General features: G+C 68.4%; 21 protein-coding genes and 1 other RNA gene. 12 read left to right on the top strand and 10 right to left on the bottom strand.

Annotated elements, in window-relative coordinates:
• The first annotated feature begins 311 nt into the window (after positions 1–311).
• Positions 312–2,627 carry an IgaA/UmoB family intracellular growth attenuator gene (locus ACSFB7_RS07860; protein ID WP_435468737.1) on the top strand — a complete coding sequence of 772 codons (2,316 nt, stop codon included), beginning with the start codon at positions 312–314 and terminating at the stop codon, positions 2,625–2,627.
• Positions 2,628–2,806: 179 nt separating this feature from the next.
• A complete protein-coding gene (gene htpX / locus ACSFB7_RS07855) occupies positions 2,807–3,682 on the top strand; it encodes a protease HtpX (protein WP_435468735.1) in 876 nt (291 codons plus the stop codon).
• Positions 3,683–3,764: 82 nt separating this feature from the next.
• Here htpX and ACSFB7_RS07850 read toward each other — a convergent pair whose 3' ends face one another.
• From ACSFB7_RS07850 to tehA, 7 genes are all read right to left on the bottom strand, one after another.
• Positions 3,765–4,685: a ProQ/FINO family protein gene (locus ACSFB7_RS07850; protein WP_435468733.1), complete on the bottom strand. Its 921-nt coding sequence runs from the start codon at positions 4,683–4,685 to the stop codon at positions 3,765–3,767.
• Between the two features lie 53 nt (positions 4,686–4,738).
• Positions 4,739–5,371, bottom strand: a complete 633-nt coding sequence (locus ACSFB7_RS07845; RefSeq protein ID WP_435468731.1) for a flavin reductase family protein — start codon at positions 5,369–5,371, stop codon at positions 4,739–4,741.
• A gap of 26 nt (positions 5,372–5,397) precedes the next feature.
• Complete coding sequence (locus ACSFB7_RS07840; RefSeq protein ID WP_435468729.1) at positions 5,398–6,087, bottom strand: FG-GAP repeat protein; 690 nt, start codon at positions 6,085–6,087, stop codon at positions 5,398–5,400.
• Positions 6,084–6,584 (bottom strand): VUT family protein, encoded by a 501-nt coding sequence (locus tag ACSFB7_RS07835; protein WP_435469947.1) that lies wholly within the window; start codon positions 6,582–6,584, stop codon positions 6,084–6,086. Before ACSFB7_RS07835 ends, ACSFB7_RS07840 begins: the two co-directional genes overlap by 4 nt.
• Positions 6,585–6,661: 77 nt before the next feature.
• On the bottom strand, positions 6,662–8,302 hold the full coding sequence (locus ACSFB7_RS07830) for an NAD(P)/FAD-dependent oxidoreductase (protein ID WP_435468727.1): 1,641 nt from the start codon (positions 8,300–8,302) through the stop codon (positions 6,662–6,664).
• Positions 8,303–8,385: 83 nt separating this feature from the next.
• Positions 8,386–9,306, bottom strand: a complete 921-nt coding sequence (cysK, locus tag ACSFB7_RS07825; protein WP_435468726.1) for a cysteine synthase A — start codon at positions 9,304–9,306, stop codon at positions 8,386–8,388.
• Between the two features lie 123 nt (positions 9,307–9,429).
• Positions 9,430–10,395 (bottom strand): dicarboxylate transporter/tellurite-resistance protein TehA, encoded by a 966-nt coding sequence (gene tehA / locus ACSFB7_RS07820; protein WP_435468724.1) that lies wholly within the window; start codon positions 10,393–10,395, stop codon positions 9,430–9,432.
• Positions 10,396–10,514: 119 nt separating this feature from the next.
• On the opposite strand from tehA, the gene ACSFB7_RS07815 reads away from it, so the two are divergent.
• Positions 10,515–11,456 carry an AraC family transcriptional regulator gene (locus ACSFB7_RS07815; protein WP_435468722.1) on the top strand — a complete coding sequence of 314 codons (942 nt, stop codon included), beginning with the start codon at positions 10,515–10,517 and terminating at the stop codon, positions 11,454–11,456.
• On the opposite strand, the gene msrB is transcribed toward ACSFB7_RS07815, so the two are convergent.
• Entirely contained in the window at positions 11,457–11,969 is a 513-nt protein-coding gene (gene msrB, locus ACSFB7_RS07810; RefSeq protein WP_435468720.1) for a peptide-methionine (R)-S-oxide reductase MsrB, read from the bottom strand.
• Between the two features lie 213 nt (positions 11,970–12,182).
• On the opposite strand from msrB, the gene ACSFB7_RS07805 reads away from it, so the two are divergent.
• Complete coding sequence (locus ACSFB7_RS07805) at positions 12,183–13,220, top strand: molybdopterin-binding oxidoreductase (protein ID WP_435468718.1); 1,038 nt, start codon at positions 12,183–12,185, stop codon at positions 13,218–13,220.
• A 1-nt stretch (position 13,221) separates the two neighbouring features.
• Here the strand turns inward: ACSFB7_RS07805 and ACSFB7_RS07800 are convergent, their stop codons facing one another.
• A complete protein-coding gene (locus ACSFB7_RS07800) occupies positions 13,222–14,121 on the bottom strand; it encodes a DMT family transporter (protein WP_435468716.1) in 900 nt (299 codons plus the stop codon).
• Positions 14,122–14,239: 118 nt separating this feature from the next.
• Between ACSFB7_RS07800 and ACSFB7_RS07795 the strand changes: the two genes are divergently transcribed.
• The 8 genes from ACSFB7_RS07795 to ACSFB7_RS07760 all read left to right on the top strand — a co-directional run bounded on the left by ACSFB7_RS07795 (position 14,240) and on the right by ACSFB7_RS07760 (position 21,999).
• Complete coding sequence (locus tag ACSFB7_RS07795) at positions 14,240–15,037, top strand: AraC family transcriptional regulator (protein ID WP_435468714.1); 798 nt, start codon at positions 14,240–14,242, stop codon at positions 15,035–15,037.
• Between the two features lie 38 nt (positions 15,038–15,075).
• Positions 15,076–15,404, top strand: an RNA gene (gene rnpB / locus ACSFB7_RS07790) — RNase P RNA component class A.
• Positions 15,405–15,521: 117 nt separating this feature from the next.
• Positions 15,522–16,019, top strand: coding sequence for a MarR family winged helix-turn-helix transcriptional regulator (locus tag ACSFB7_RS07785; RefSeq protein WP_435468712.1), 498 nt, complete (start codon positions 15,522–15,524; stop codon positions 16,017–16,019).
• Positions 16,020–18,143 carry an FUSC family protein gene (locus ACSFB7_RS07780; RefSeq protein WP_435468710.1) on the top strand — a complete coding sequence of 708 codons (2,124 nt, stop codon included), beginning with the start codon at positions 16,020–16,022 and terminating at the stop codon, positions 18,141–18,143. It abuts the gene before it with no gap.
• Positions 18,140–18,346 (top strand): DUF1656 domain-containing protein, encoded by a 207-nt coding sequence (locus tag ACSFB7_RS07775; RefSeq protein ID WP_435468708.1) that lies wholly within the window; start codon positions 18,140–18,142, stop codon positions 18,344–18,346. The genes ACSFB7_RS07780 and ACSFB7_RS07775 overlap by 4 nt, the downstream gene beginning before the upstream one ends.
• 10 nt (positions 18,347–18,356) lie before the next feature.
• Positions 18,357–19,304 (top strand): efflux RND transporter periplasmic adaptor subunit, encoded by a 948-nt coding sequence (locus ACSFB7_RS07770; RefSeq protein WP_435468706.1) that lies wholly within the window; start codon positions 18,357–18,359, stop codon positions 19,302–19,304.
• Complete coding sequence (locus ACSFB7_RS07765) at positions 19,301–20,782, top strand: efflux transporter outer membrane subunit (RefSeq protein WP_435468704.1); 1,482 nt, start codon at positions 19,301–19,303, stop codon at positions 20,780–20,782. Before ACSFB7_RS07770 ends, ACSFB7_RS07765 begins: the two co-directional genes overlap by 4 nt.
• The gene (locus tag ACSFB7_RS07760; RefSeq protein WP_435468702.1) at positions 20,779–21,999 is read left to right on the top strand and encodes a multidrug effflux MFS transporter; all 1,221 of its coding nucleotides are present in this window, start codon (positions 20,779–20,781) and stop codon (positions 21,997–21,999) included. The genes ACSFB7_RS07765 and ACSFB7_RS07760 overlap by 4 nt, the downstream gene beginning before the upstream one ends.
• Here the strand turns inward: ACSFB7_RS07760 and ACSFB7_RS07755 are convergent.
• Positions 21,989–22,543: a hypothetical protein gene (locus tag ACSFB7_RS07755; protein WP_435468700.1), complete on the bottom strand. Its 555-nt coding sequence runs from the start codon at positions 22,541–22,543 to the stop codon at positions 21,989–21,991. The genes ACSFB7_RS07760 and ACSFB7_RS07755 overlap by 11 nt on opposite strands.
• Positions 22,544–22,645 lie beyond the last annotated feature (102 nt).

Below are 22,645 nucleotides of genomic sequence, written 5' to 3'. Positions count from 1 at the left end.
GAATGTCCCCCGCTTCGCTCCTCCTTTATTTCGCTGCGGGGAGCACCTGGTGCCATTCGCACAGGACACGCTCTGCATTTGCGGCGGATCAACGACCGCTCTGAGCGCTCGCGCCGATACGGGGCTCTTTTTCGCGAAATAAAGGAGGAGCGAAGCGGGGGACATTCGCGAAAAAGAGCACCGTGTCGGCGTGAGCGTCGCCCCGAACAACAACAGCATCAGCGCCCCAAACAGACAGCACCCCCGAATCACGCAAAGCACAATTCACCGGTTCAAAAAAAGATCAATCACAGAGGAAATGAAATAACAACATGGACACCGTCATCATCGTTCTCAAGGTCGGGCTGATCCTCTACGCGATCTACAGCGTCATCGTCTATGCGGCACGCCGCTCCGGCAACCGCAGCGCCTTCAAGGACTTTCATTCAGCGCCCGTGCTGCGTCGCATCACCGACGAAGAAAAATCCGCGCTCCAGCCCTTCCTGATCGGCCAGGGCCTCACCGCCGATGACGACGTGCGTGAACTCACCGGTGGGTTCGTGCGCCATGGCCTGCAGTCGCAGGGCTCCTCGACCGAACACGACACCATCGGCGCCGTCGATGTGCTGCTGCCCTACGACGCCATCGACTACATCGAGGCGCACAACGAAGCGCTGGTGGTGCTCAGCAAGAAATGCGCGGTGGTGATTCGCCTCAACAGATTCGATCTGCTCGAAGGCCGCCAGCGCGCGCAGCGCCAGCAGGCGCAAGACCAGCAATGGAAGCGCGGCGAGGTTGGTGCGCTGCCGAACATCGAAGAGCCGGTGGAAGGCGCCGATCCGCTCGCGGCCGGTGCTGTGCCCGAAGCCGCATTCGTTGCGACGGACCCGAACGCGCGTTTCCAGCGCGGCGAGGTCGACATCCTGAGCCAGCGCACCGAAACGCCGGATGAAGTTGCAAGCCGCGTGGGCCGTGGACAAGGCTGGACGTCGGCCCTTGTCTGGCTCGTCGCTTTCATCCTGCTGTGGCTCGCCACCTGGGACGCCACCCGTGACGTGCATGTCTATCTGTTGGGCGCGGGGCTGATCGCTGGCCTCTGTGCGGCGTGGCTCTTCTTGCGCAAGCCCTCGGACACCGCGCCCGTGCGCCAGCCGCAGCCGGTCAACCGCGTGCGCGGCATGCTCAACCAGATCGCGGTGGTCAACGCCAGCAATGCGTCGATCAAGCGGGTGGGGCTGTTCATCGGCGACAAGCTCAGCTTCGTGCTGCCTTCGGCATGGAGCAACGCGAAGGACATGCCCTATGGAGAGGTGATCGAGGCCGAGCTGCGCACCAGCGACTACAGCGCGGTGAGCTTCGGCGACAAGTGGTCGGTGGCTGAAGAATGGCGGCGCTTTCGGCCCGTGTTCTGGGGGCGCCACCTGCTGCATCTGCTGATCGGGCTGCTGGCCGCGGGTGCGCTGGCTCTGTCGTCGCCCGATCTGCGCGGCCAGATGGCGCTGGTCGTGCAATGGTTCTCGCACGACAGGAACCCCGAGTACACCGACGCGCGGCAACTGGCCGACAACCCGCCGAAGTGGGCCAGCTACGCGAGCGTGAAGGGCGAAGGCCGCTGCGAGATCGACCTGAGCCACAAGGGCGACGACAACCGCGTGCTGCCCATGATCGACTGCACGAGCGTGCGTTGGAACGGCAGCGCTCCTGTCGTTCCCGAACTGAAGATTCCCGAGAGCATCCAGGCGCTGGCCAGCCGCGACTTCATCCGCGCGTCGGAGAACGGCATGGCCGCCAGCCTGATCGAGATGCTGCGCATGCAGATGGGGCAGGCGCCCGATCCGCTGGCGGCTTACCGCGCGCGCGAAAACACGCCGATGGTCGTGCGGCACTTCGACCGCTCCGTCGCCTTCATCGAAGCTGCCTGCAAGGAGGGCGAGGGCCTTGCGCCCGGCGATTGCGCCGCCCTGCAGCGCGCCGTGGTCAACGCGGCCGAAGCGACCGTGGAAAAGGACGGCACCGACACGTCGATTCACAACTGGAAGGAGCTGGCCGCCAGCGCGCAGCCCGGCAAGGAAAACGCCGACCTCGTGGTGTCGCGCCGGCAGCTCGCCTCGATGCAGCACGCCGCTCGCCAGGCGGTCGACAGCTTCGTCGCGACGCGGATCGAGGCCGCCATTCCTTCCATTGTTCCGGCCAAGGGCGGTGTGGTGCTGGCGTCCACCGCGCCGATCGGCGCCGTGCAGCGCAAAGCGGGCGACGGTGACAGCACCGATGTCGCCGGAGCCGCGGACGTCGATGCGGCCGTGGCCGTTGCCGATGACGACGGGGACACTTCCATGCTCGGCCGCTGGGCCAGCCTGCAGCGCAACGCCGCGCCCGAAGGCGTGAAGCCCTTCGTGCTCGCGGGCCTTGTCACGGCACGCGGCAGCGACGAATCGGGTGCGCCGATCCTGCGCATCGACCCCGGCCTCGAGCCGGCGCAGGCCGCTTCCGCCGGCGCGTATGCGCTGTGGTGGCTGTTCGCGGTGGGCCTGCTGCTGGTGAACGGCGTGCTGTTCGTGCTGCGCCTGACGCAGAGCCTGGGCCGCGGCACCCGGCTGCAGGCCGACATCCAGAGCCGTCCGGCACCGGGCACGACAGGCCTGTTCTGAAGCGGGGATTACGGCGGCGCTAGAACTTTTGCTCCTATCATGGCTCTACCGGATGCCGCCATTCGGTAGCGCCCCAGAACGCATAACAACACACACTCAGGGCCTGCAGGCGGTGCATCGCTTGAAGTGGGCCCGCGGGCCCTCATCTGGGCTGCAGTGTTCCCCACGGAGAATTCAACTTGAAACGTATCCTTCTGTTCGTCCTGACCAACGTGATGGTCGTCGCTGTGCTCGGCATCGTCGCCAGCCTGCTGGGCGTCAACCGCTTCCTCACGAGCAACGGGCTCAACCTGTCGGCGCTGCTCGGCTTCGCGCTGATCATGGGCTTCGGCGGTGCCTTCATCTCGCTGCTCATCAGCAAGCCCATGGCCAAGTGGACGGCCGGCCTGCGCATGATCGACAACCCCCAGTCGCCCGATGAGGCCTGGATCGTCGCCACCGTGCGCAAGTTCGCGGACAAGGCCGGCATCGGCATGCCCGAGGTCGCGATCTTCGAGGGCGAGCCCAATGCATTCGCCACCGGTGCCTTCAAGAACTCGTCGCTGGTGGCCGTGTCCACCGGCCTGCTGCAAGGCATGACGCGCGAAGAAGTCGAGGCCGTGATCGGCCACGAGGTGGCCCACATCGCCAACGGCGACATGGTCACGATGACGCTCATCCAGGGTGTGATGAACACCTTCGTCGTGTTCCTCTCGCGCGTGATCGGCTATGCGGTCGACAGCTTCCTGCGCCGCGGCGACGACCGCTCGTCGGGCCCCGGCATCGGCTACTACGTGAGCACCATCGTGCTCGACATCGTGCTGGGCTTTGCCGCGGCGATGGTGGTGGCCTGGTTCTCGCGCCACCGCGAGTTCCGCGCCGACGCCGGTGCGGCCGCGCTGATGGGCCAGAAGCAGCCGATGATCAACGCGCTCGCGCGCCTGGGTGGCCTGCCGGCCGGTGAACTGCCGAAGGCCGTGGAAGCCATGGGCATCACGGGCAGCATCGGCAAGCTGTTTGCCACGCACCCGCCGATCGAAGAGCGCATTGCGGCGCTGCAGAACGCGCAACGCTGAGCAGCGATCCCGCTCAGGCGGACATGAAAAAGCCGGCGCATGCGCCGGCTTTTTCATGGGCGATTGATTCGCCCGGTGTCCGTCAGGACGCGGCCGTGTCGCTGTTGGTGTCTGCTTCTTCGGTGGCGCTGGTGGTGCTGGCTGCAGCCACCGCTGCTGCAGCAGCAACCGCCGCCGCATCGGCCGCCGCCTGGTCACGTCGCACGCGCTCCAGCGTGTGCGCCACTTCCACCGGGTCCATGCCGTACATCTCGGCGAACTCGGCTTCGCTGCGTCCGCTGGCCGTGAAGGCGCGGAACAGCGCCTCGCGCTTGGCGGCCTGGCGGCCCAGTTCGGCCACGGCTTCGTCGAGCAGGGCGTTGTTGGTTTCGTCCTGCGTGCGCACGCGTTCGGCATAGGCGTCGCGGCCCAGGCCCGAGGCTTCGATGGCCGCGATGATGCGCGTCACCACATGGGGGCGCAGGTCTTCGTTCGAGCGGGCCTGGCGGCGCTTGAACACTTCGAGGATGGCGTGGTGCACATGCTCGGGTGCCACTGGCTCCACGGGCACGCCCTGCAGGTCGTGGCGCTGGTGGCCGGCGGCCACTGCTTCGAGGTAGCGGGTGGAGCGGGCGTGCAGGCCCAGCGCGACCTTCAGGTCTTCCTTCTTGAAGTCGTCGGGGTGCTGGGCCAGCAGGTCCTGGTACACGCCGAGCTTGAGCGGAAGGAAGTGCGCGCCGAACATCTTCGGGTACAGCGCGAACAGCTTCTCGAGCGCAGGGTGGACCTTGCGCGACGGGCGTTGTTGCTGTTGTTGCTGCTGTTGTCCCTGCGGCTGCTTGGCCTTCTGCTGCTGGCGTTGCTGGCCGTTGCGCGGTGCACGGCCTTCGCGGCCCTCGCGGCCCTTGCCGCCGCGCGGCTGTTGCTGTTGTTGCTGCTCTTGCTGCTGCGGTGCGGAGCTGCCCGTGTCTTCCGTGACTTCGCGGACTTCCTGGGTTTCTTGGGGCGTGGCGGTATCGGTCATCGATCGGGGTGTGTCAGGTTGGCGGCAAGCAAAAAAAGAAAGGGTTCCGGCGCTCAGCGCGGGCGGAACATCTTGAACATATTGTCGGGGCTGATCTCGAAGTAGTCGGCCGGACCACCGCCGCGCAGGATGGGTTGCGCAGCGGCAGTGTCGTAGATGCCGTCTTTCAGCAGGTGGCGCGCGATGTGCACGCCCACCACTTCACCGAGGATCAGCCAGGTTTGCACGGGCGCGCCGTCGAGGCCTTCGAGCTGAATGAGCTGCGTCAGCCGGCATTCGAAGGACACCGGGCTCTGGGCTACGCGCGGCACCGCGATGCGTTGCGAGGCCGCGGGCGTGAGGCCCGCAAGCTCGAACTCGTTCACCTCGGGCGGCACGGCCGCGCACGACCGGTTCATCTGCTCGGCCAGCGGGCGCGTGGCCAGGTTCCAGCCGAACTCCCGCGTCTGGCGGATGTTGTGCAGGCTGTCCTTTGCGCCGATGCTGGCGAAGCCGACGATCGGCGGCGTGTAGTTGAAGGCGTTGAAGAAACTGTAGGGCGCGAGGTTGAGCACGCCGTGTTCGTCCTGCGACGAGATCCAGCCGATTGGCCGCGGCCCGACCATCGCGTTGAACGGGTCGTGCGGCAGGCCGTGGCCCTTGGCGGGCTCGTAGAAGTGGAAGTCGGTGGTGTCGTTGTGGGACATGGGGGTGGTGAGCATGCGCCTTCGCGTCAGTGCTTGTCGTCCTGTTTCACCGCTTCGCGATGGGTGCTGGTTTTCCAGCGGCCGTTCACGAGCCGGCCTTCGGTGATGTCCAGGTGCTCGCCGTCGGTCGCCATCGCTTCTTCGCGGGTGTAGACCTTCTGCAGGCCGACCTTGGGAACCACCGCGTACTGGGTGCTCAGGTGCCAGCAGCAGCCCGACTTCTCGAGGGTTTCGAGCCGCTTGCGCTGGTGGTCGACCTGGAACATGCCCAGTGTCGACGTGGCCAGCCCGGTCAGGTCCGCGCTCGGCACGAAGGCCTTGCGCGTGCGGTTGTAGACGTACACGTCGTACGACGGACCGCCGTAGCTGCTGTTGTTGCCGTTGCGAATCGCCAGGTCGTCCTGCCCGTCGAAGTTGAAGTCGTCGACGATCAGTGCGCTCTGGTCGCTGTAGAGCTGCGTGGTGTTGACGGCGGGCCGGCGCTTCTTGTCCAGCAGGATGCTCATGTCATCGCTCTCGAAGCGCTGGACCGTGGCATGCGTCTTCGCGTCGATCAGCTCGATGGTGGCCGGGCCCGAACACTGGGTGTCGTCGCAGTGGGCGACGACGATGCGCGCGGCATACGCCGCCGACAGCTTCGGAATGACGAACTCGGCGGCCGTGGCAAGGCCCGGACCGAGCAGCGCCGCGAGCAGGAGCGCGTGGCACGTCTTCATCCGGCGTTGGCGGCGGTGCGCGTGGCCTGCTGCCGTCCGATCAGCAGGCGGAACGGCAGCAGCATCAGCACGCCGACGCCCAGCTTCACGCCGAGGTCGCCCAGCGCCCAGGTGAGCCATGGGCCGTCGGTGCCGGCGAAGGCGATGCCCCAGAACACGATGCTGTCGAGCACGGCCGCGATCACGGTGGCGACCAGCGGCGCGCGCCACCAGAGGCCCTGGCGCAAGCGGTTGAAGATGCCGATGTCGAGCAGTTGCGAGGCGATGAAGGCCAGCCCCGAAGCGGCCGCGATGCGCGCCGGCGCGAGCAGCAGCGACACCACCACCGCCACCGCGAAGCCCACCCACGCCACACGCCGCGCCATGCCGGGACCGAAGCGCCGGTTGACGAGATCGCTCACGAGGTAGGCCACCGGATAGGTGAAGGCACCCCAGGTCAGCCAGTCGTTGATGGCGAACTGCACGAGGATGTTGGAGGCCAGCACCACGGCCGCCATCGCCAGCGTGGCGACGGTGAGCTGGCCAGCGGTGGGGCGCGCGAAATGCAGGGGCGAAGAACTCGTCATGGTCTGCATCAGGCGGTGCGTGCCTGTTCGGCTTCGGCCAGCACGCCGTGCGCCACGGCTTCGGCGACCTTGATGCCATCGACGCCGGCCGAGAGGATGCCGCCCGCGTAGCTCGCGCCTTCGCCGGCGGGGTAGAGGCCCCGCACGTTCAGGCTCTGGAAGTCGTCGCCGCGCGTGATGCGGATGGGCGACGAGGTACGCGTTTCAACGCCTGTGAGCACCGCGTCGTGCGTATCGAAGCCCTTGATCTTGCGGCCGAAGGCGGGGAAGGCTTCGCGCATGGCCTCGATGGCATAGGCGGGCAGGGCCTGGTGCAGATCGGTTGGCGTCACGCCGGGCTTGTACGACGGCGTCACGCTGCCGAGCGCGGTCGATGGCTTGCCGGCGATGAAGTCGCCGACGAGCTGGCCGGGCGCGTGGTAGTTGCTGCCGCCGAGCACATAGGCGTTGGATTCGAGCTGGCGCTGAAGGGCGATGCCGGCGAGCGCATCGCCGGGGAAGTCTTTCGGATCGATCCCCACCACGATGCCCGCATTGGCATTGCGCTCGTTGCGCGAATACTGGCTCATGCCGTTGGTGACCACGCGGCCCGGCTCGCTGGTGGCCGCGACCACGGTGCCGCCGGGGCACATGCAGAAGCTGTAGACCGAGCGGCCGTTGCTGGCGTGGTGCACCAGCTTGTAGTCGGCCGCGCCGAGCAGCGGGTGGCCCGCATGGCGGCCCCAGCGTGCCCGGTCGATGAGGCCCTGCGGATGCTCGACGCGAAAGCCGATGGAGAAAGGCTTGGCCTCGATGTGCACGCCGCGCGCATGCAGCATCTCGAAGGTGTCACGCGAGCTGTGGCCCAGCGCCATCACGACATGGTCGGCGCGCAGCTCGCTGCTGGTGCCGGTGGTCTGGTCGAGCACTGTGAGGCCGCGCAAATGACCGTTCTCGATCTGCACGTCGGTCACGCGCTGCTCGAAGCGGATCTCGCCGCCGAGCGCGACGATCTGCTCGCGGATGTTCTCGACCACCTTCACCAGCTTGAAAGTGCCGATGTGCGGATGCGCGACGTACAGGATTTCAGGCGGCGCACCGGCCTTGACGAACTCTTCCATCACCTTGCGGCCGAGGAAGCGCGGGTCCTTGATCTGGCTGTAGAGCTTGCCGTCCGAAAAAGTGCCAGCACCGCCTTCGCCGAACTGCACGTTCGACTCGGGGTTGAGCACGCTCTTGCGCCACAGGCCCCAGGTGTCGCGGGTGCGCTGGCGCACGGTCTTGCCGCGTTCGAGCACGATGGGCCTGAAGCCCATCTTCGCGAGCATCAGCGCCGCGAAGATGCCGCAGGGGCCGAAGCCGATCACCACCGGCCGTGCCGTGCCTTCGGCCGCGTTGGCCGGCGGCGTGTAGACCATGTTGGGCGCGGGCTGGATGTGCGGATGGCCGGCGTGCTTTGCGAGCAGAGACGCTTCGAGCTTGGCATCGGCCAACTGCACGTCGCAGATGTAGACCGTGAGCAGCTCGACCTTGCGCGCGTCGAAGCTGCGTTTGTAGACGGTGTGGGAGGCGATCGCCTCGGGTGGGACGTCGAGCGTCCTGGCGATCAGTGTGGCCAGCGCCTCGGGCGCGTGGTCGAGCGGGAGTTTGAGTTCGGATATTCGCAGCATGTCGGTGGCTTGTGGTTATCAAGCAGACCGCGCATTTTAAGCGCCGGGGGCGCTATGAAAGCGATAGCTGGCCGATGGCCCGATCAGGCGGGCAGAAAGCCTTCGACCGAGAGATAGCGCTCGCCGGTGTCGTAGTTGAAGCCCAGCACCACCGCATCAGGTGCCAGCGAGGGCAGCTTCTGCGCGATGGCCGCGAGCGTGGCGCCCGACGAAATGCCGACCAGCAGGCCTTCTTCGCGCGCGCAGCGGCGGGCCATTTCGCGGGCCGGTTCGGCATCGACCTGCAGCACGCCGTCGAGCAGCGAGGTGTCGAGGTTCTTCGGAATGAAGCCCGCGCCGATGCCCTGGATCGGGTGCGGTGCCGGCGCGCCGCCCGAGATCACCGGCGAAGCGACGGGTTCGACCGCGAACACTTGCAGCTTGGGCCACTTCTTCTTGAGCACACGCGCCACGCCCGTGATGTGGCCGCCGGTGCCCACGCCGGTGATGATCACGTCGATGCCGTCGGGGAAGTCGGCCGCGATTTCCTCGGCCGTGGTGCGCACGTGCACGTCGATGTTGGCGGGGTTGTTGAACTGCTGCGGCATCCACGCGCCGGGCGTGCCGGCCACGATTTCCTCGGCACGGGCAATGGAGGCCTTCATGCCGCCGGCGCGCGGCGTGAGGTCGAAGGTGGCGCCGTAGGCCAGCATCAGGCGGCGGCGCTCGACGGACATGCTGTCGGGCATCACCAGGATCAGCTTGTAGCCCTTGACGGCGGCCACCATGGCCAGGCCGATGCCGGTGTTGCCCGATGTGGGCTCGACGATGGTGCCGCCGGGCTTGAGCGCGCCGCTTTTTTCGGCGTCTTCCACCATCGACAGCGCGATGCGGTCCTTGATCGAGCCGCCCGGGTTGGCGCGCTCGGACTTGACCCAGACCTGCTGCTTCGCATTGCCGAACAGCCGGTTGATGCGGATGTGTGGCGTGTTGCCGATGGTCTGGAGGATGTTCTGGGCCTTCATGGAATCTCCTTGGATCAATGCGTTTGTCGGACGGACAGCGCGCATTGTGGCGCCCCCGGGGCGGGGGCAAGTCAAGCCAAGCGGCAAAGCCACATCGGCTTGAGAGCCCAGCCCGCGACCGCCTCAGCGCGAGGGTGTCGCCACAGGAAAAAGCCGGCCGTTCAGCAGCAGCGCGATCGTCCTGAGCGCCAGGAACCCGATGATCGCGTTGGCCGCCGCGAAGGCCACCGGCGCGACCCATTCGACGGGCCCGGTGGCGCCGGCCGCGACCAGGCGCATGGCCAGGGTCGGCAGCGCCGCCACGCCGAAGGTGAAGGCCCAGTACGACGGCGCGAAAGGCTGCCTTGCGATCCACGGCAAGAGGCGCAGGAGCAGCAGCGCCTGGAACAGGCCGTAGCCGAGCAGCACCTGCGCGAAGAGGTCGGGCACGCCGTGGTTCAGGCTCAGGTACGTGATGCCGCCCACCACCGGCGGTGCGAGCTGGATGCCCAGCAGGGGGCGCAGCGCTTCGGGCAGCGGCTCGCGCGTCGCTGCGCGCCCGAGGATCAGCGATTCGATGGCCAGCCAGGAGAAGAGCCCCGCGCCGAAAAACCACATGCCCAGTTGCGGCCAGCCGAAGGCCGCCGCGGCCGTGCCAGCCACGAAGTTCTGCCCGACCGCCGGCAGGTAGAAAGCCGGCGTGACGAGTTCGGGTGCGAGCCCGCCCTGCCATGTGCGCCCGTAGAGCCAGAGGCCAAGCACGAGCGACGCGGCAATCGACACCGCGAACACGGCCAGCGCCACGGCCCGTGCGTAGGGCAGCAGCGCCATCGCCGCGAGCATGCTGGACAGCGGCACCAGCGACGCGAACGACGACTGCACCGGGTGGTTCATCTCGGCGCGCGCCGCGTCGCCGTGGCGCAGCCACTTGTGGGCGTAGAGCGCCAGCAGCGCGAGCCACACTGCGATGCCGCTCCAGGTCACGAAAGTTGCGATGTCCTGCGGCAAATGCCAGAGCGGCACCGCGACGCGCCAGGCATTGCCCAGCGCCAGCACACCGACGGCAATGCTGAAATAGGAAACGGGAATGGGGGCGCGCTCGGAAGTCATTCTGTTCACCTCTAAGAAGGATCGGTGGATGAATTCTGGGCGCCAGGGGTAAGATTTTGAATGCTCAAAGCATTCTGAAATTTGCTCCACCGTCTCAAATGAATTCGCACCCCGATCCCTTGAGCGAACTCGTCGACTGGCTCGGCCTGCGCGGGCGCATGGACCTGCGCTGCCTGTTCGGCGAGGACTGGGCCGCTCCGCACGAGGCCATCGGCCCGTGGCGCGCGCCCTTTCACATCGTGCTGCGCGGGCGCTGCGAACTCTGGCTGCCCGCAAGCCGTACGCTGGTGCCGCTGGAGGCGGGCAGCTTCGTGATCCTGCCGCGCGGGCCGGCGCATGTGCTGCGCACTGTGGGCCTGCAAGGCGAGGGCCGTGCGATCCGGCGGCGCACGGGCGAGCTGTTCGATCTCAAGACCAACCTCCGGCGGCCCGAGAAAGCGGACACCGACATCCTCTGCGGCGAGTTCGAATTCCCCGGCCGCCAGCGCAGCGTGCTGCTCGAGGCGCTGCCCGAACCCATGGTGATCGCCTTCGCCGACCACCCCGAGTTCGCCTGGCTCGAAGGGCTGGTGCGGCTCATGGCTGAGGAGATCGCGCAGCAGCGCGCGGGCGCCGCGGCCATCGTGGCGCAGTTGTCGGGCACGCTGTTCACGCTGGCGGTGCGCGGGCACCTGGAGACGCGGCCCGAGCTGACCGGGGTGCTCGGCCTCATGGCCAGCCCGCGTCTGGCCCCCGGCCTGCAGGCGATGCTGGGGCAGCCAGAGGCGCCCTGGACCGTGGCATCGCTGGCCGCGCGCTGCCACCTCTCGCGCGCCACCTTCGCACGCGAATTCACGCGGCGGGTGGGGACGGGGCCGCTCGAATTCCTGACGACGCTGCGCATGGAGCTGGCCTCGCGCCTGCTCGTGCAGGGTGGGCGGGGCGGGCAGGACACGGCCAGCATCGGAGAGGCGGTCGGATACCGGTCGGAGGCCGCGTTCAACCGCGCGTTCACGCGGCACGCGGGGATCACGCCGGGGCGGTTCCGGCGTGCTTCGGCCAGCGACGCGGCGGCCGCCTGATCAGGCCGCGCCCGGCGAGAACTTCATCGCCACGCCGTTCATGCAGTAGCGCAGCCCGGTGGGCTTGGGGCCGTCGTCGAACACATGGCCCAGGTGGCCGCCGCAGCGGCGGCAGTGCACTTCGGTGCGGGTCATGCCGAAGGTCTTGTCCTGGTGCTCGCCCACGGCGTTGTCCAGCGGCTGCCAGAAGCTGGGCCAGCCGGTCTTGCTGTCGAACTTGGTCTTCGACGAGAACAGGTCGAGCGCGCAGCCCGCGCAAGTGAATCGGCCTGCCCGGTGCTCGTCGTTCAGCGGGCTCGTGTAGGGCCGCTCGGTGCCTTCCTGGCGCAGCACCGCGAACTGGTTGGCGTCGAGCAGCTTGCGCCACTCCGCTTCGGTGTGCATGACCTCGAATTTCGCGCTTTCCGCGGCTTGCGCCGGCCGCACGCCCCAGCCGAAGGCATGGGCGATGGCCAGCCCCAGGGTCGAGGTTCCGGCTGCGATGGCAAGGCGGCGTCCAGTGTTGTGCTTCATGGTGGTTCTCCGGCTGGCGTGGGGCGGAATATCGCTTTCGATATGTTCAATTGAATACAACGATGTACATTCGCCCGTTGATTGCAAGAGGGCATTCAAGGGCCGACGGCGACGTTGCTTCCCTTAATTCGGACGAACGAGGTGCCGGGTTACAGCGGACAGCGCGACATTCGCTGTGTCGGAAAAAATACATCGAAGACGGAGACTTGAGATATGCGTTGGTCCAAAGGACTTGTGTCGGGCGTGGCTGCGCTCGTGCTCGCGGGGTGTGGCGGCGGAGGCGATGGCGGCGGAGTTTTCCTGCCCATCGTTCCACCGCCTCCGCCGCCCTCGGCGCCACCGCCAGCGCCTCTTCCCCCGCCGCCTGCGCCGGCTCCGGCCGTGCAGTTGGGCGGTGCCGTCGACCTTCCGGGGGCGCTGACCGCGGCCGACCTTGCGGTGCGCACCGCCGTCACCCAGAACGTCAGTTTTTCCAGCGGCAGCGGACCGCAGACGCACACCTACACCGGCACCAACCTCTGGTCGCTGCTGAGCGATGCCGGCCTCCAGGTCGACAGCACGCGCAAGAACGACGTGTTGAGCCGTTACCTGCTGGCGACGGGCGCCGATGGCTACAAGGTGGTCTTCGCGCTGGGCGAGCTGAGCCCCGACTTCGGCAACAAGCAGAGCGCGATCGCCTACGCCGAGACCACGGCGGGCGTGTCCGCGCCGCTGGGTGCGACCGACGGGCCGTTCCGCGTGACGGCGCCGGGCGACGTGAAGGGCGGGCGCTATGTGTCGAACCTGACGCGGCTCGACGTGGTGGCGGCACCGGCGACGGCAGCCGGTATCGGCGGCGGCGTATCGACCTCGTTCGCCATCTCGGGCAAGGTCACCACGCCGTTGAGCTTCGACCTGAATGCGTTGAAGGCCCTGACGCCGGTGTCCACCCTGACCATCGGCGGCAACGTCTACACGGGCGTGAATCTCTGGACGCTGCTCAACAGCCGGGGCCTGCCCGCGACGCCCAAGAACGCCACGCTCGGCATGTACGCCGTGGCGACCGGCAGCGACGGCTACCGGGCCACGCTGTCACTGGGCGAGATCGATCCGAACTTCGGCGCCAAGGGCGCGCTGGTCGCCTACCAGATGAACGGCGTGGACCTGACCACCAACGGCTTTGCACGCCTCGTGGTGCCGGACGAGGTGAAGCAGGGCCGCTCGGTGTCGAATCTCATCGCGATCGAGGTGTTCGCGGCGGGCACGCCGTAGTTCAGGAGCCGGCCATTGCGCGCCGGCTACGCAGCGGCGCCTTCCACAGCTCGGCCAGCAGCACGCCGACCACCGTCAGCACGCCGCCGACCGCGTGGTACGCCGCGAGCGACTCACCGATCACGAAGGCGGCGATCAGCGCGGTGAACAGCGGAATCAGGTTGAAGAACATGCTCGCGCGGCTCGGGCCGATGTGCGCCACCGTGTGCATCCACACCAGCGGCGCGAGCATCGAGGCGCCCAGGCCGGCGAAGGCGATCAGCGGCAGGTTGGCGGCCGACAGGCCAACTCTCGGCGTGAGCAGGTACAGCGGCAGCAGCGCCACCACGGCCACCACGATCTGCAGGTAGAGCAACTGCAGCGCCGGCACGTTCTTCATGCCCCAGCGCTTGAGCAGGATCACGTAGATGGCATAGGCCAGCATGGCCAGCAGCATCAGGCCGTCGCCCATGTTGGCGCCGCTCTTGAGCAGCGTGCCGAGGTCGCCCGACGACACCACCACCAGCACGCCCACGATCGACACCAGCGAGCCCGCCACCGCACCGGCCGTGAGCCGCTGGCCCAGCAGCAGGATCGACAGCGCCAGCACCATCATCGGCGTGAGCGAGCCGATGATGCCCATGTGCGTGGCCGTGGTCAGGTAGGCCGCGTAGTAGGCCAGGCTCTGGTAGACCACCATGCCCAGCAGGCCGAGCACCGCGATGCGGCCCATCTGCGGGCGAATGGCCGTCCAGTTGCGCAGCACCGGTCGCAGCGCCAGCGGCGTGAAGAGCAGGGCGGCCAGCAGCCAGCGGTAGAAGCTGATCTCGGCCGGCGCGATGGTGCCGGCCGCCATCTTGCTGACGACGGTGTTGCCCGACCAGATGACGACGGCGAGCAGAGGGAAGGCGTATGGCCACATGAGGGAGCTTTCTTGGGAGTGGGGGCTATCATCGACGCGTCCGTCCTGAGGCATATAGCTAAATCAGGACATATGGTCCGGAATTACGGACCTTCTTTTTCTTCGCCCGGGGTTTCGAATGGCCACGCCCGCACCGCGCTTCGTACCGATCCAGAACGTCGAGGGGAAGGCGGGGCCCTTCTATTTCCGCTACGACGAGTTCGGCGCCGACGTGCGGGCCGCGCCGCACAGCCACACCTGGGGCCACCTGAACTACGCCGCGCACGGCACGATGCAGATGGAAACCGAGGGCCTGCGCTTCCTGTCGCCGCCGCAGTACGCGGTGTGGATTCCGCCGAAGGTGGTGCACAGCTGCACGCTGCGGCACGCGGTCGTCTACCGCTCGATCTACATCACGCGCGACCTGTGCGAGCGCCTGCCGGCCGAGCCTTGCACCGTGCGCATCAGCCCGATCATCAAGAGCGTGCTGGCCGACTTCGCCGCGCGCGACGTGCACGAGCCGACCACGCCGGCCGACCTGCGCCTGGCGCACGTGGTGGTCGACCAGCTCGAAGTGGCCGAGGTGCAGCGCTGCTACCTGCCGGCCGCTGCATCTTCGGCGCTGGTGACCGTGCTCGAAGCGCTGCAGGCCGACCCCGGCGACCACCGCTCGCTGGCCGAATGGGCCGACAGCGTGCACATGACCGAGCGCACGCTGGCGCGCCAGTGCCAGCGTGAACTGGGCATGTCCTTCGGCGACTGGCGCCAGCGGCTGCGCTTCCTGCGCGCCATCGATGCGCTGGAGGCCGGCCGCACGGTGCAGGAGATTGCCTTCGACCTGGGCTACAGCACCGCGTCGGCCTTCATCGCGATGTTCCAGCGCGAGGCTGGGACCACGCCCGAGCAGTACCGGCGCGAGTTCTGCGGCATCGCCTGAAAAGCCGCTTTCGCGCGTGAGGCGATAATCCGCCCCGTGAAGCCCGCCAGACCGCCGCTGGTGCAAGTCTCGAAAGAGCGCACTGGAGGAACGTCCGGACTGCATAGGACAGCGCAGGAGTTAACGACTCTCCACCGTGAGGTGAGGATCAGAGCAACAGAGACGAGCCGATTAAGTTCGGGTGAAACGGGCAATCTCTGCGCGCAGCAACACCAAGTAGGCCAGTATTGAGGTGGTTCCGCTGAGCTGGCGGGTAGGTGGCATCGAGCCGTTTGGCGACAAACGGCCCAGAGTAATGGCGGTCACGCCGAAGGTTTCGCAAGAGGCTTTCGGTGCACAGAATCCGGCTTATCGGCGGGCTTCACACTTTTCCTTTTCTTTCCGATTTCCCATGGGTTCGCCCGCGGCATGGCGCTGCGGCGTGCTTGCGCGCATTCCGGGTTTACCCGTAGAATAGATAGCAAGCTAACTAATTGGAAGTTCCATGTCCGACACCACACCCTCCGCCACGGCGGCAGAAAGGCGCGAATCCGCGCTGATGGCGTTCGGCATGTCGCTGTCGACGCTGCAGCGTGGCTACCGCGCCGCGGCCGACAAGGCGGTGGCGCACGTCGGTGTGTCGCAGACGCTGGCCTGGCCGATCGTGATGATCGGCCGCATGGACGACGGCGTGCGCCAGGGCGTGCTGGCCGAGGCGCTGGGCATCGAAGGGCCTTCGCTGGTGCGTTCGCTCGACCAGTTGGTGGAAGCCGGCTTTGTCGAGCGCCGCGAAGACCCGGCCGACCGCCGCGCCAAGACCCTGTACCTCACGCCCGCCGGCGTGGCTGCCCGCGCGCCCCTCGAAGCTGCCCTGAGCCTGATGCGCGCCACGCTGTTCGACGGCGCGTCCGACGACGACATCGCCGCCTGCCAGCGCGTCTTCGCCATGCTCGAGGAGCGGCTCGGCCGCGCCGCTCCGGCCTCGCAGGAAGGGCGCAAGTAAATGACCGCGCTCCGTTTGCCGCGCTTCAGCCGCGCGGAGCTTCTCTTTTCCGGCAAGAGCTTCGCCGCCGCCATGCTGGCGATGTACCTGGCCAGCCGCGCCGGCCTGCCGCGCCCGTTCTGGGCGCTCATGACCACCTACATCGTCGCCCACCCGCTGGCCGGCGCGGTGCGCTCCAAGGCCGTGTACCGCTTCTGCGGCACGCTGATCGGCTGCATGGCGACCGTGCTGATGGTGCCCGCTCTCTCCAACGCGCCCGAGCTGCTGACCCTGGTGCTCGCGCTGTGGGTCGGCCTGTGCCTGTGCATCTCGCTGTTTGACCGCACGCCGCGCTCGTACGTCTTCATGCTCGCGGGCTACACCGCCGCGCTGATCGGCTTTCCATCGGTGCAGACGCCGCTGGTGCTGTTCGACACCGCCGTCGCGCGCGTCGAGGAAATCGGCCTGGGCATCTTCTGCGCCACATTGATCCACAGCCTCGTGCTTCCCACCGGGCTCGCGCCCACCGTGCTGGGCCTGCTCGACCGCACGCTGCAGGACGCGCGCAAGTGGCTCGGCGACCTGCTCCAGCCCGCCCATCGCAGTGGCGGCAAGGACGCCGACCCCAAGCGCCTGGACGACGACCGCCGCCGCCTTGCCGGTGACATCACCCAACTGCGGCTGCTCTCGACCCACGTGCCCTTCGACACCACGCACCTGCGCTGGACCGCCGGTGCGATCCGCGCGATGCAGGACCGCGTGGCCGCGCTCACGCCCGCGCTCTCGGCCGTCGAAGACCGCCTGCAGGCGCTCGAACAGGCCGAAGGCACGTTGGCACCCGATGTGGCTGCGGTGCTCGCGCAAGCCGCGCAGTGGCTGCGCGAAGAAGCAGAGCCCGCGAGCGGCGACCCCGCCCGCGCCGAACGCCTGCAAGCCCTGCGCCGCGCCATCAACGCACTGAGCACCGCGCCTTCTTCCGGCAGTGCGACGCAGCAGACACCTTGGGGCCGCGCCCTGCGCATCGGCCTCGCCGGCCGTCTCGAAGAACTGGTCGATGGCTGGACCGCCTGCGCCCAGTTGCGCCTGGACATCGACGAAGGCCTCAAGGGCGCCGCGCCCCTGCGCCGCACGGCCGCCCTCGGCAGCCGCGCGCTGCACCGCGACTACGGCATGGCGCTGCTGTCGGCGCTCGCGGCCGTCATCGCCATCTGCCTGTGCGGTGCCTTCTGGATCCTCACCGGCTGGCCCATGGGCTCGGCCGCCACCATGATGGCCGCCGTCTTCTGCTGCTTCTTCGCCACCATGGACGACCCGGTGCCGGCGATCCACGGCTTCCTGAAATGGACGCTGATCTCGATTCCGATCTCGGCCCTCTACGTGCTGGTGCTCATGCCCATGGTGCAGGACTTCGGCATGCTCGTCGTGATCTGCGCGCCGCTGTTCCTGCTGCTCGGCGTCTACCTGGCTCGGCCGACCCACTTCATGCCCGCGATGGCGCTGGTCTTCGGCGTGGCCGGCACGCTCGCGCTGCACGATACCGCCAGTTCCGACCTCGTGAGCTTCATCAACGGCATGGTCGGGCAGATCGTCGGCGTGGTGGTCGCGGCACGCGTCACGCGGCTCGTGCGTTCGGTCGGTGCCGACTGGAGCGCACGCCGCATCCAGCGTGCCACCTGGCGTGAGCTGGGCGAAATGGCCGCGTCGTCGCAGCCGCAGTACGCGCAGAGCGATGCCTACGCCGTGCGCATGCTCGACCGCATCGGCCTGCTCGCGCCGCGCATCGCGCAAGCCGGCGGCACGGTCGAGGGCGTGGTTGCCAACGACGCGCTGCGCGACCTGCGCATGGGCGCCGACATCGCCGTGCTGCAGCGTGTGCGTGGGCAACTTCCGCTGGCCACGTCGGCCGCGCTGCTGGGCGGCATCTCGCGCTTTTTCCGCCAGCGCGGCGAAGGCCGCATGAACCCGCGTCCGGCGGACCTGCTGCCGCAGATCGACGAGGCACTCGGTGCCGTGCTCGCCACGCGCGATGCATCGTCTTCCACCGCATCGCGCGCGGCTGTCACCGCACTGGTCGGCCTGCGCCGCAATCTTTTTCCCGAAGCGCCGCCCATGCGGGCCGCGCCCAACCCAGGAGCTTCCGCATGATCGGCGAAGCCAGTTTCTACGGCCTCTACGTGCCCTGGATCATGGTGCTGGCCCTTGCCGCACTGCTGGCCCTGTGGGGCGTTCGCCGGCTGCTCGCCGCCACCGGCGTCTACCGCTGGGTGTGGCATCCGGCGCTGTTCGACATGGCGCTCTACCTGCTGCTGCTTTACGCGCTGAGCCGCGCCACCTCTTACCTGCAATGACGAGATTCCCATGAAAACCAGTCCTTCCGCCGACAACCCCTGGGCACAGCGCATCGGGCGGGTCGCTCTCACCGTGCTCGTGGTGGGCGCGGCCGTCTGGGCCGGCTTCAGGCTCTGGGACCACTACGAACTCGCGCCGTGGACGCGCGACGGCCGCGTGCGCGCCAACGTGGTCCAGATCGCGCCCGATGTCTCGGGCCTCGTCACCGCCGTGCCGATCCAGGACAACCAGTCGGTTGCGGCCGGCACGCTGCTGTTCGAGGTCGACCGCGCACGCTACGACCTCGCCGTGCGGCAGGCCCAGGCCGCGCTGGCCGCCCAGCGCGCCATGAGCGCGCAGGTGCAGCGCGAGAACGCCCGCAACGCCGGCCTGGACGATCTGGTCTCCAAAGAGTCGCGCGAGCAAACCCGCTCGCGCGTCGAGCAGATGCAGGCCGCCGTCGCGCAGGCCGAGGTGGCGCTCGATTCGGCCCGCCTCAACCTGCAGCGCGCCCAGGTGCGCGCACCGGCCGACGGCCTTGTCACCAACCTCGACCTGCGCCAGGGCAGTTACGCCGCGGCCGGGCATCCGGTGCTCGCGCTGGTCGATGCCAAATCGTTCTATGTCGAAGGCTATTTCGAAGAAACCAAGCTGCCGCGCATCCACCTCGGCGACCGCGTGCGCGTGACGCCGATGGGCGGCGGCGCGGTCATCGAAGGCGCGGTCGACAGCGTGGCCGCCGGCATTGCCGACCGCGACCGCTCCACCAGCGCCAACCTGCTGCCCAGCGTGAACCCGACCTTCAACTGGGTGCGGCTCGCGCAGCGCATTCCGGTGCGCATCAAGCTCGATCCGCTGCCGCAAGGCGCGCGGCTGGTCGCGGGCCAGACCGTGACCGTGCAGGTGCTGGAGAACAAGGCAGCACGCAGCGCCGCCGCCTCCACGCCCGCACCGGCAGCCGAACCGCAGAAGGGATGAACGCCATGCCCCGCTTCGCTTTCCGAATCGCGTCGCTGGCCGTCGCGGCCGGCCTCGCGGCCTGCGCGGCGGTCGGCCCCGACTATCGCCAGCCGCCCGAGGCGCTGGCCAGCCAGAGCGCCGCCGCACGGCCTTTTGCCGAAGGGCCCGCAAACGCCGCGCCGCTGCCCGCGCACTGGTGGCGCCTGTACCACGACCCGCTGCTCGACCGGTTGGTGACGCAGGCCCTCGCGCACAACACCGACCTGCGGCAGGCCGTCGCGAACCTCGAGCGCGAACGCGCCATCGAAGACGAAGTGGCCGGCGCCAAGTACCCCACGCTGGGCGTGAACGGCGGTCCGTCCTATGGCCACGTGTCGGGCCTGTCGCTGGTCAAGCCGGGCTATGAGCCTCCCAACACCTTCAACTACGGCGTTGCGGCCTCGCTGTCGTACCAGGTCGATCTGTTCGGCCAGATCCGCCGTGCCATCGAGGCGTCGGCCGCCAGCACCGAGGCCGCCGAAGCCGCGCTCGACCTCGTGCGCGTGAACGTGGCGGCCGGCACCGCACGCGCTTACGCCGAAGCCTGCTCGACCGGCCTTCGCCTGCAGATCGCACAGAAGTCCCTCGCGTTGCAACAGGACGCGGTGAACGTCACCGACCGCCTGCAGCGCGCGGGCCGCGCCGGCGCCATCGACGGCGGCCGCGCGCGTGCGCAACTGCAGCAACTGAGCGCCGCGTTGCCGCCGCTGCAGGCCCAGCGGCAGGGCGCGCTCTACCGCCTTGCCACGCTGACCGGCGCGCTGCCGCAAGACTTTCCGCGCGAGGTGGCCGACTGCACCGTGCCGCCGCGCGTGGCCGGCACGCTGCCGGTGGGCGATGGCGCGGCGCTGCTGCGTCGCCGCCCCGACATCCGCCAGGCCGAGCGCAGCCTTGCCGCCTCCACCGCACGCATCGGCGTGGCCACGGCCGACCTCTATCCGAAGGTGACGCTGGGGCTCTCGGGCTCTTCCGTCGGCCATGCCAACGACTTCGGTGGCAAGGACGCCTTCGCCTGGAGCCTGGGCCCGCTGATCTCCTGGACCATTCCGAACACCGGTGTTGTCCAGTCGCACATCGCGCAGGCCGAGGCCGGCACGCGCGCCGCGCTTGCCAAGTTCGACGGCACCGTGCTGACCGCGTTGCGCGAAACCGAAACCGCGCTCGGCACCTACGCCCGCGAACTCGATCGCCGCGCCGCGCTGCAGGCTTCGCGCGACGAAAGCGCCAGGGTCGCCGCACAGGCCCGCCAGCTCTACAGGAACGGCCGCACCGCCTACCTCGACGCGCTCGATGCCGAGCGTTCGCTGGCCGCCAGCGACGCCGCCCTCGCGGCCAGCGAAGCGCAACTGGCCGACGACCAGGTCGTGCTGTTCATGGCGCTCGGCGGCGGCTGGGAGCCCGAGGAGGGCAATGCCCACCTCGCGCAGGACGCCGGATCGACGACCACGAAGCAATGAGCGGGACCGCCGCGCCCGCACGCCGGCCGCACGCGCCGCTGTGGCTGCTCGCGCTGGTCACCTTCAGCGGCACGCTGGCCATGCACGTCTTCGTGCCGGCCCTGCCGATCGCCGCGAAGAACCTGGGCGCCGGCATGGGCGCCATGCAGATGACGGTGAGCCTGTACATCTTCGGCCTCGCGGTGGGGCAACTGGTGTACGGGCCGCTGGCCGACCGCTTCGGGCGGCGGCCCGTGCTGCTGTTCGGGCTGGGGCTGTACTGCGTCGCGGGGCTTGCCGCCGCCGTCGCGCCCGACGTGCATGCGCTCATCGCGGCGCGGCTGTTCCAGGCGATGGGCGGTTGCGCCGGCCTTGTGCTGGGCCGCAGCATCGTGCGCGACACGGCCGAGCCGCAAGAGGCCACGCGGCGCCTTGCGCTGATGAACCTGATGGTGACCATCGGCCCGAGCCTCGCGCCACTGATCGGCGGCGCACTCGCCACCGCGCTCGGATGGCGTTCGATCTTCTGTGCGCTGTTCATGCTCGGCGCGATCGGTTTTCTTTTCACGTGGCGCCTGTTGCCCGAGACCGGTGCGCCGGGCACGGCCGTCAGCGCCTCGGCCCTTGCGCGCAACTACAAGGGGCTGCTGGCCTCGCCGGCCTTCCTGGGTTTTTCGATAGGCGGCGGCTGTGCGACCACGTCGATGTACGCCTTCATCGCCTCCGCGCCCTTCATCTTCGTGGACCAGTTGCACCGGCCCGCGCACGAGGCCGGCATCTACCTCGCGATTCTGGTGTCGGGCGTGTGGCTCGGCAGCTTTCTCACGAGCCATCTGATCTCGCGCGTGCGGGTCGACCGCCTCATGATCCGCTCGAACGCGCTGAGCGTGATCGCCGCCTTCGTGCTGCTCGGCGCGGCGCTGACGGACCATCTTTCAGTGCCGCTGATCGTGGCCAGCATGTTCCTGTTCACCGTCGGCGCGGGCATGGCTTCGCCGGCTGCGCTGACGCAGGCGATCAGCGTCAACCCGAAGGTCATCGGCTCGGCCTCGGGCCTCTACGGCTTCACGCAGATGGCCGTGGGCGCGCTCTGCACGGCGCTCGCCGGCATGGGGCACCGCAACCCCGCGCTGGCCTCGGCCATTGTGCTGGCGGGGGCGGGCATCGTGGCGCAGTTGTCGTTTGCCGTGGCGCTGCGCACGCAGCGGCGCGAAGCTGCGCCCAAGCTCAGCGCGTGAAGAGCCAGCCGCCCTTGGGCTGGCGCATCAGCTCATGGCGCTTGATGGAGCGTTCTTCGCCGTCGTCGCCCACATAGACCACCTCGAAGCGCAGCAGCTTCGGCGAAGCCAGCTGCCAGTTCTGCATGCGCTTGACGGTCACGCAGGCCGTCTTGTCGTGGTACTGCATCTCCGACATCGGCGCGCCCTGGAAGCCCGTGCCGTCGAACAGGCGGCCGGGCGATGCGAAGGGGTTGAGCACCGCGCCGTTGCGTGCGGTGATGCAACCCTCGGCACGCACGAAGGACTCGATGGTCGGTGAGGCGCTGCGCACCACCTTGCCCACGGCCGGGTTGGGCGCCTTGCCACCGATGGCCTCGCGGATGCGTTCCACCTGCGCATCGGTGATGGGCGCGAGCCCGTCCTTCGAGACCACTGCCGTTGGCACTGCGGCGGGTGGCGCGGCCGGTGGTTGTGGCGGCGCGGGCGAAAAGTAGGCGCAGCCGGCCACCAGTGCCAGGGGCACGGTGCAGGCAAGGGCGGTGCCCGGTGGTCCGAACTTCATGGCTCAGTCTCCCTGTCGGCGGCACGGGGGCCGCTGGCTGAAAATTGCTGCCGCGAACATGCGGCGCATGGTCCTTTTCTTCTTCCTGCCGTTGTCTCGTCG

It is taken from the genome of Variovorax raffinosi (genome assembly GCF_051216615.1).
Classification (GTDB): domain Bacteria; phylum Pseudomonadota; class Gammaproteobacteria; order Burkholderiales; family Burkholderiaceae_C; genus Variovorax.
Note: the sequence above shows the minus strand (reverse complement) of the source record. Positions and strands in the feature narration are given on the sequence as shown.

Bases quoted from the DNA above. Each gene is read 5' to 3' on its own strand.
- ACSFB7_RS07860 (WP_435468737.1), top strand. From the start codon at position 312: ATGGACACCGTCATCATCGTTCTCAAGGTCGGGCTGATCCTCTACGCG.
- ACSFB7_RS07850 (WP_435468733.1), bottom strand. From the start codon at position 4,685: ATGACCGATACCGCCACGCCCCAAGAAACCCAGGAAGTCCGCGAAGTC.
- ACSFB7_RS07845 (WP_435468731.1), bottom strand. From the start codon at position 5,371: ATGTCCCACAACGACACCACCGACTTCCACTTCTACGAGCCCGCCAAG.
- ACSFB7_RS07840 (WP_435468729.1), bottom strand. From the start codon at position 6,087: ATGAAGACGTGCCACGCGCTCCTGCTCGCGGCGCTGCTCGGTCCGGGC.
- ACSFB7_RS07835 (WP_435469947.1), bottom strand. From the start codon at position 6,584: ATGGCGGCCGTGGTGCTGGCCTCCAACATCCTCGTGCAGTTCGCCATC.
- ACSFB7_RS07830 (WP_435468727.1), bottom strand. From the start codon at position 8,302: ATGCTGCGAATATCCGAACTCAAACTCCCGCTCGACCACGCGCCCGAG.
- cysK (WP_435468726.1), bottom strand. From the start codon at position 9,306: ATGAAGGCCCAGAACATCCTCCAGACCATCGGCAACACGCCACACATC.
- tehA (WP_435468724.1), bottom strand. From the start codon at position 10,395: ATGACTTCCGAGCGCGCCCCCATTCCCGTTTCCTATTTCAGCATTGCC.
- msrB (WP_435468720.1), bottom strand. From the start codon at position 11,969: ATGAAGCACAACACTGGACGCCGCCTTGCCATCGCAGCCGGAACCTCG.
- ACSFB7_RS07805 (WP_435468718.1), top strand. From the start codon at position 12,183: ATGCGTTGGTCCAAAGGACTTGTGTCGGGCGTGGCTGCGCTCGTGCTC.
- ACSFB7_RS07800 (WP_435468716.1), bottom strand. From the start codon at position 14,121: ATGTGGCCATACGCCTTCCCTCTGCTCGCCGTCGTCATCTGGTCGGGC.
- ACSFB7_RS07795 (WP_435468714.1), top strand. From the start codon at position 14,240: ATGGCCACGCCCGCACCGCGCTTCGTACCGATCCAGAACGTCGAGGGG.
- ACSFB7_RS07785 (WP_435468712.1), top strand. From the start codon at position 15,522: ATGTCCGACACCACACCCTCCGCCACGGCGGCAGAAAGGCGCGAATCC.
- ACSFB7_RS07780 (WP_435468710.1), top strand. From the start codon at position 16,020: ATGACCGCGCTCCGTTTGCCGCGCTTCAGCCGCGCGGAGCTTCTCTTT.
- ACSFB7_RS07775 (WP_435468708.1), top strand. From the start codon at position 18,140: ATGATCGGCGAAGCCAGTTTCTACGGCCTCTACGTGCCCTGGATCATG.
- ACSFB7_RS07770 (WP_435468706.1), top strand. From the start codon at position 18,357: ATGAAAACCAGTCCTTCCGCCGACAACCCCTGGGCACAGCGCATCGGG.
- ACSFB7_RS07765 (WP_435468704.1), top strand. From the start codon at position 19,301: ATGAACGCCATGCCCCGCTTCGCTTTCCGAATCGCGTCGCTGGCCGTC.
- ACSFB7_RS07760 (WP_435468702.1), top strand. From the start codon at position 20,779: ATGAGCGGGACCGCCGCGCCCGCACGCCGGCCGCACGCGCCGCTGTGG.
- ACSFB7_RS07755 (WP_435468700.1), bottom strand. From the start codon at position 22,543: ATGAAGTTCGGACCACCGGGCACCGCCCTTGCCTGCACCGTGCCCCTG.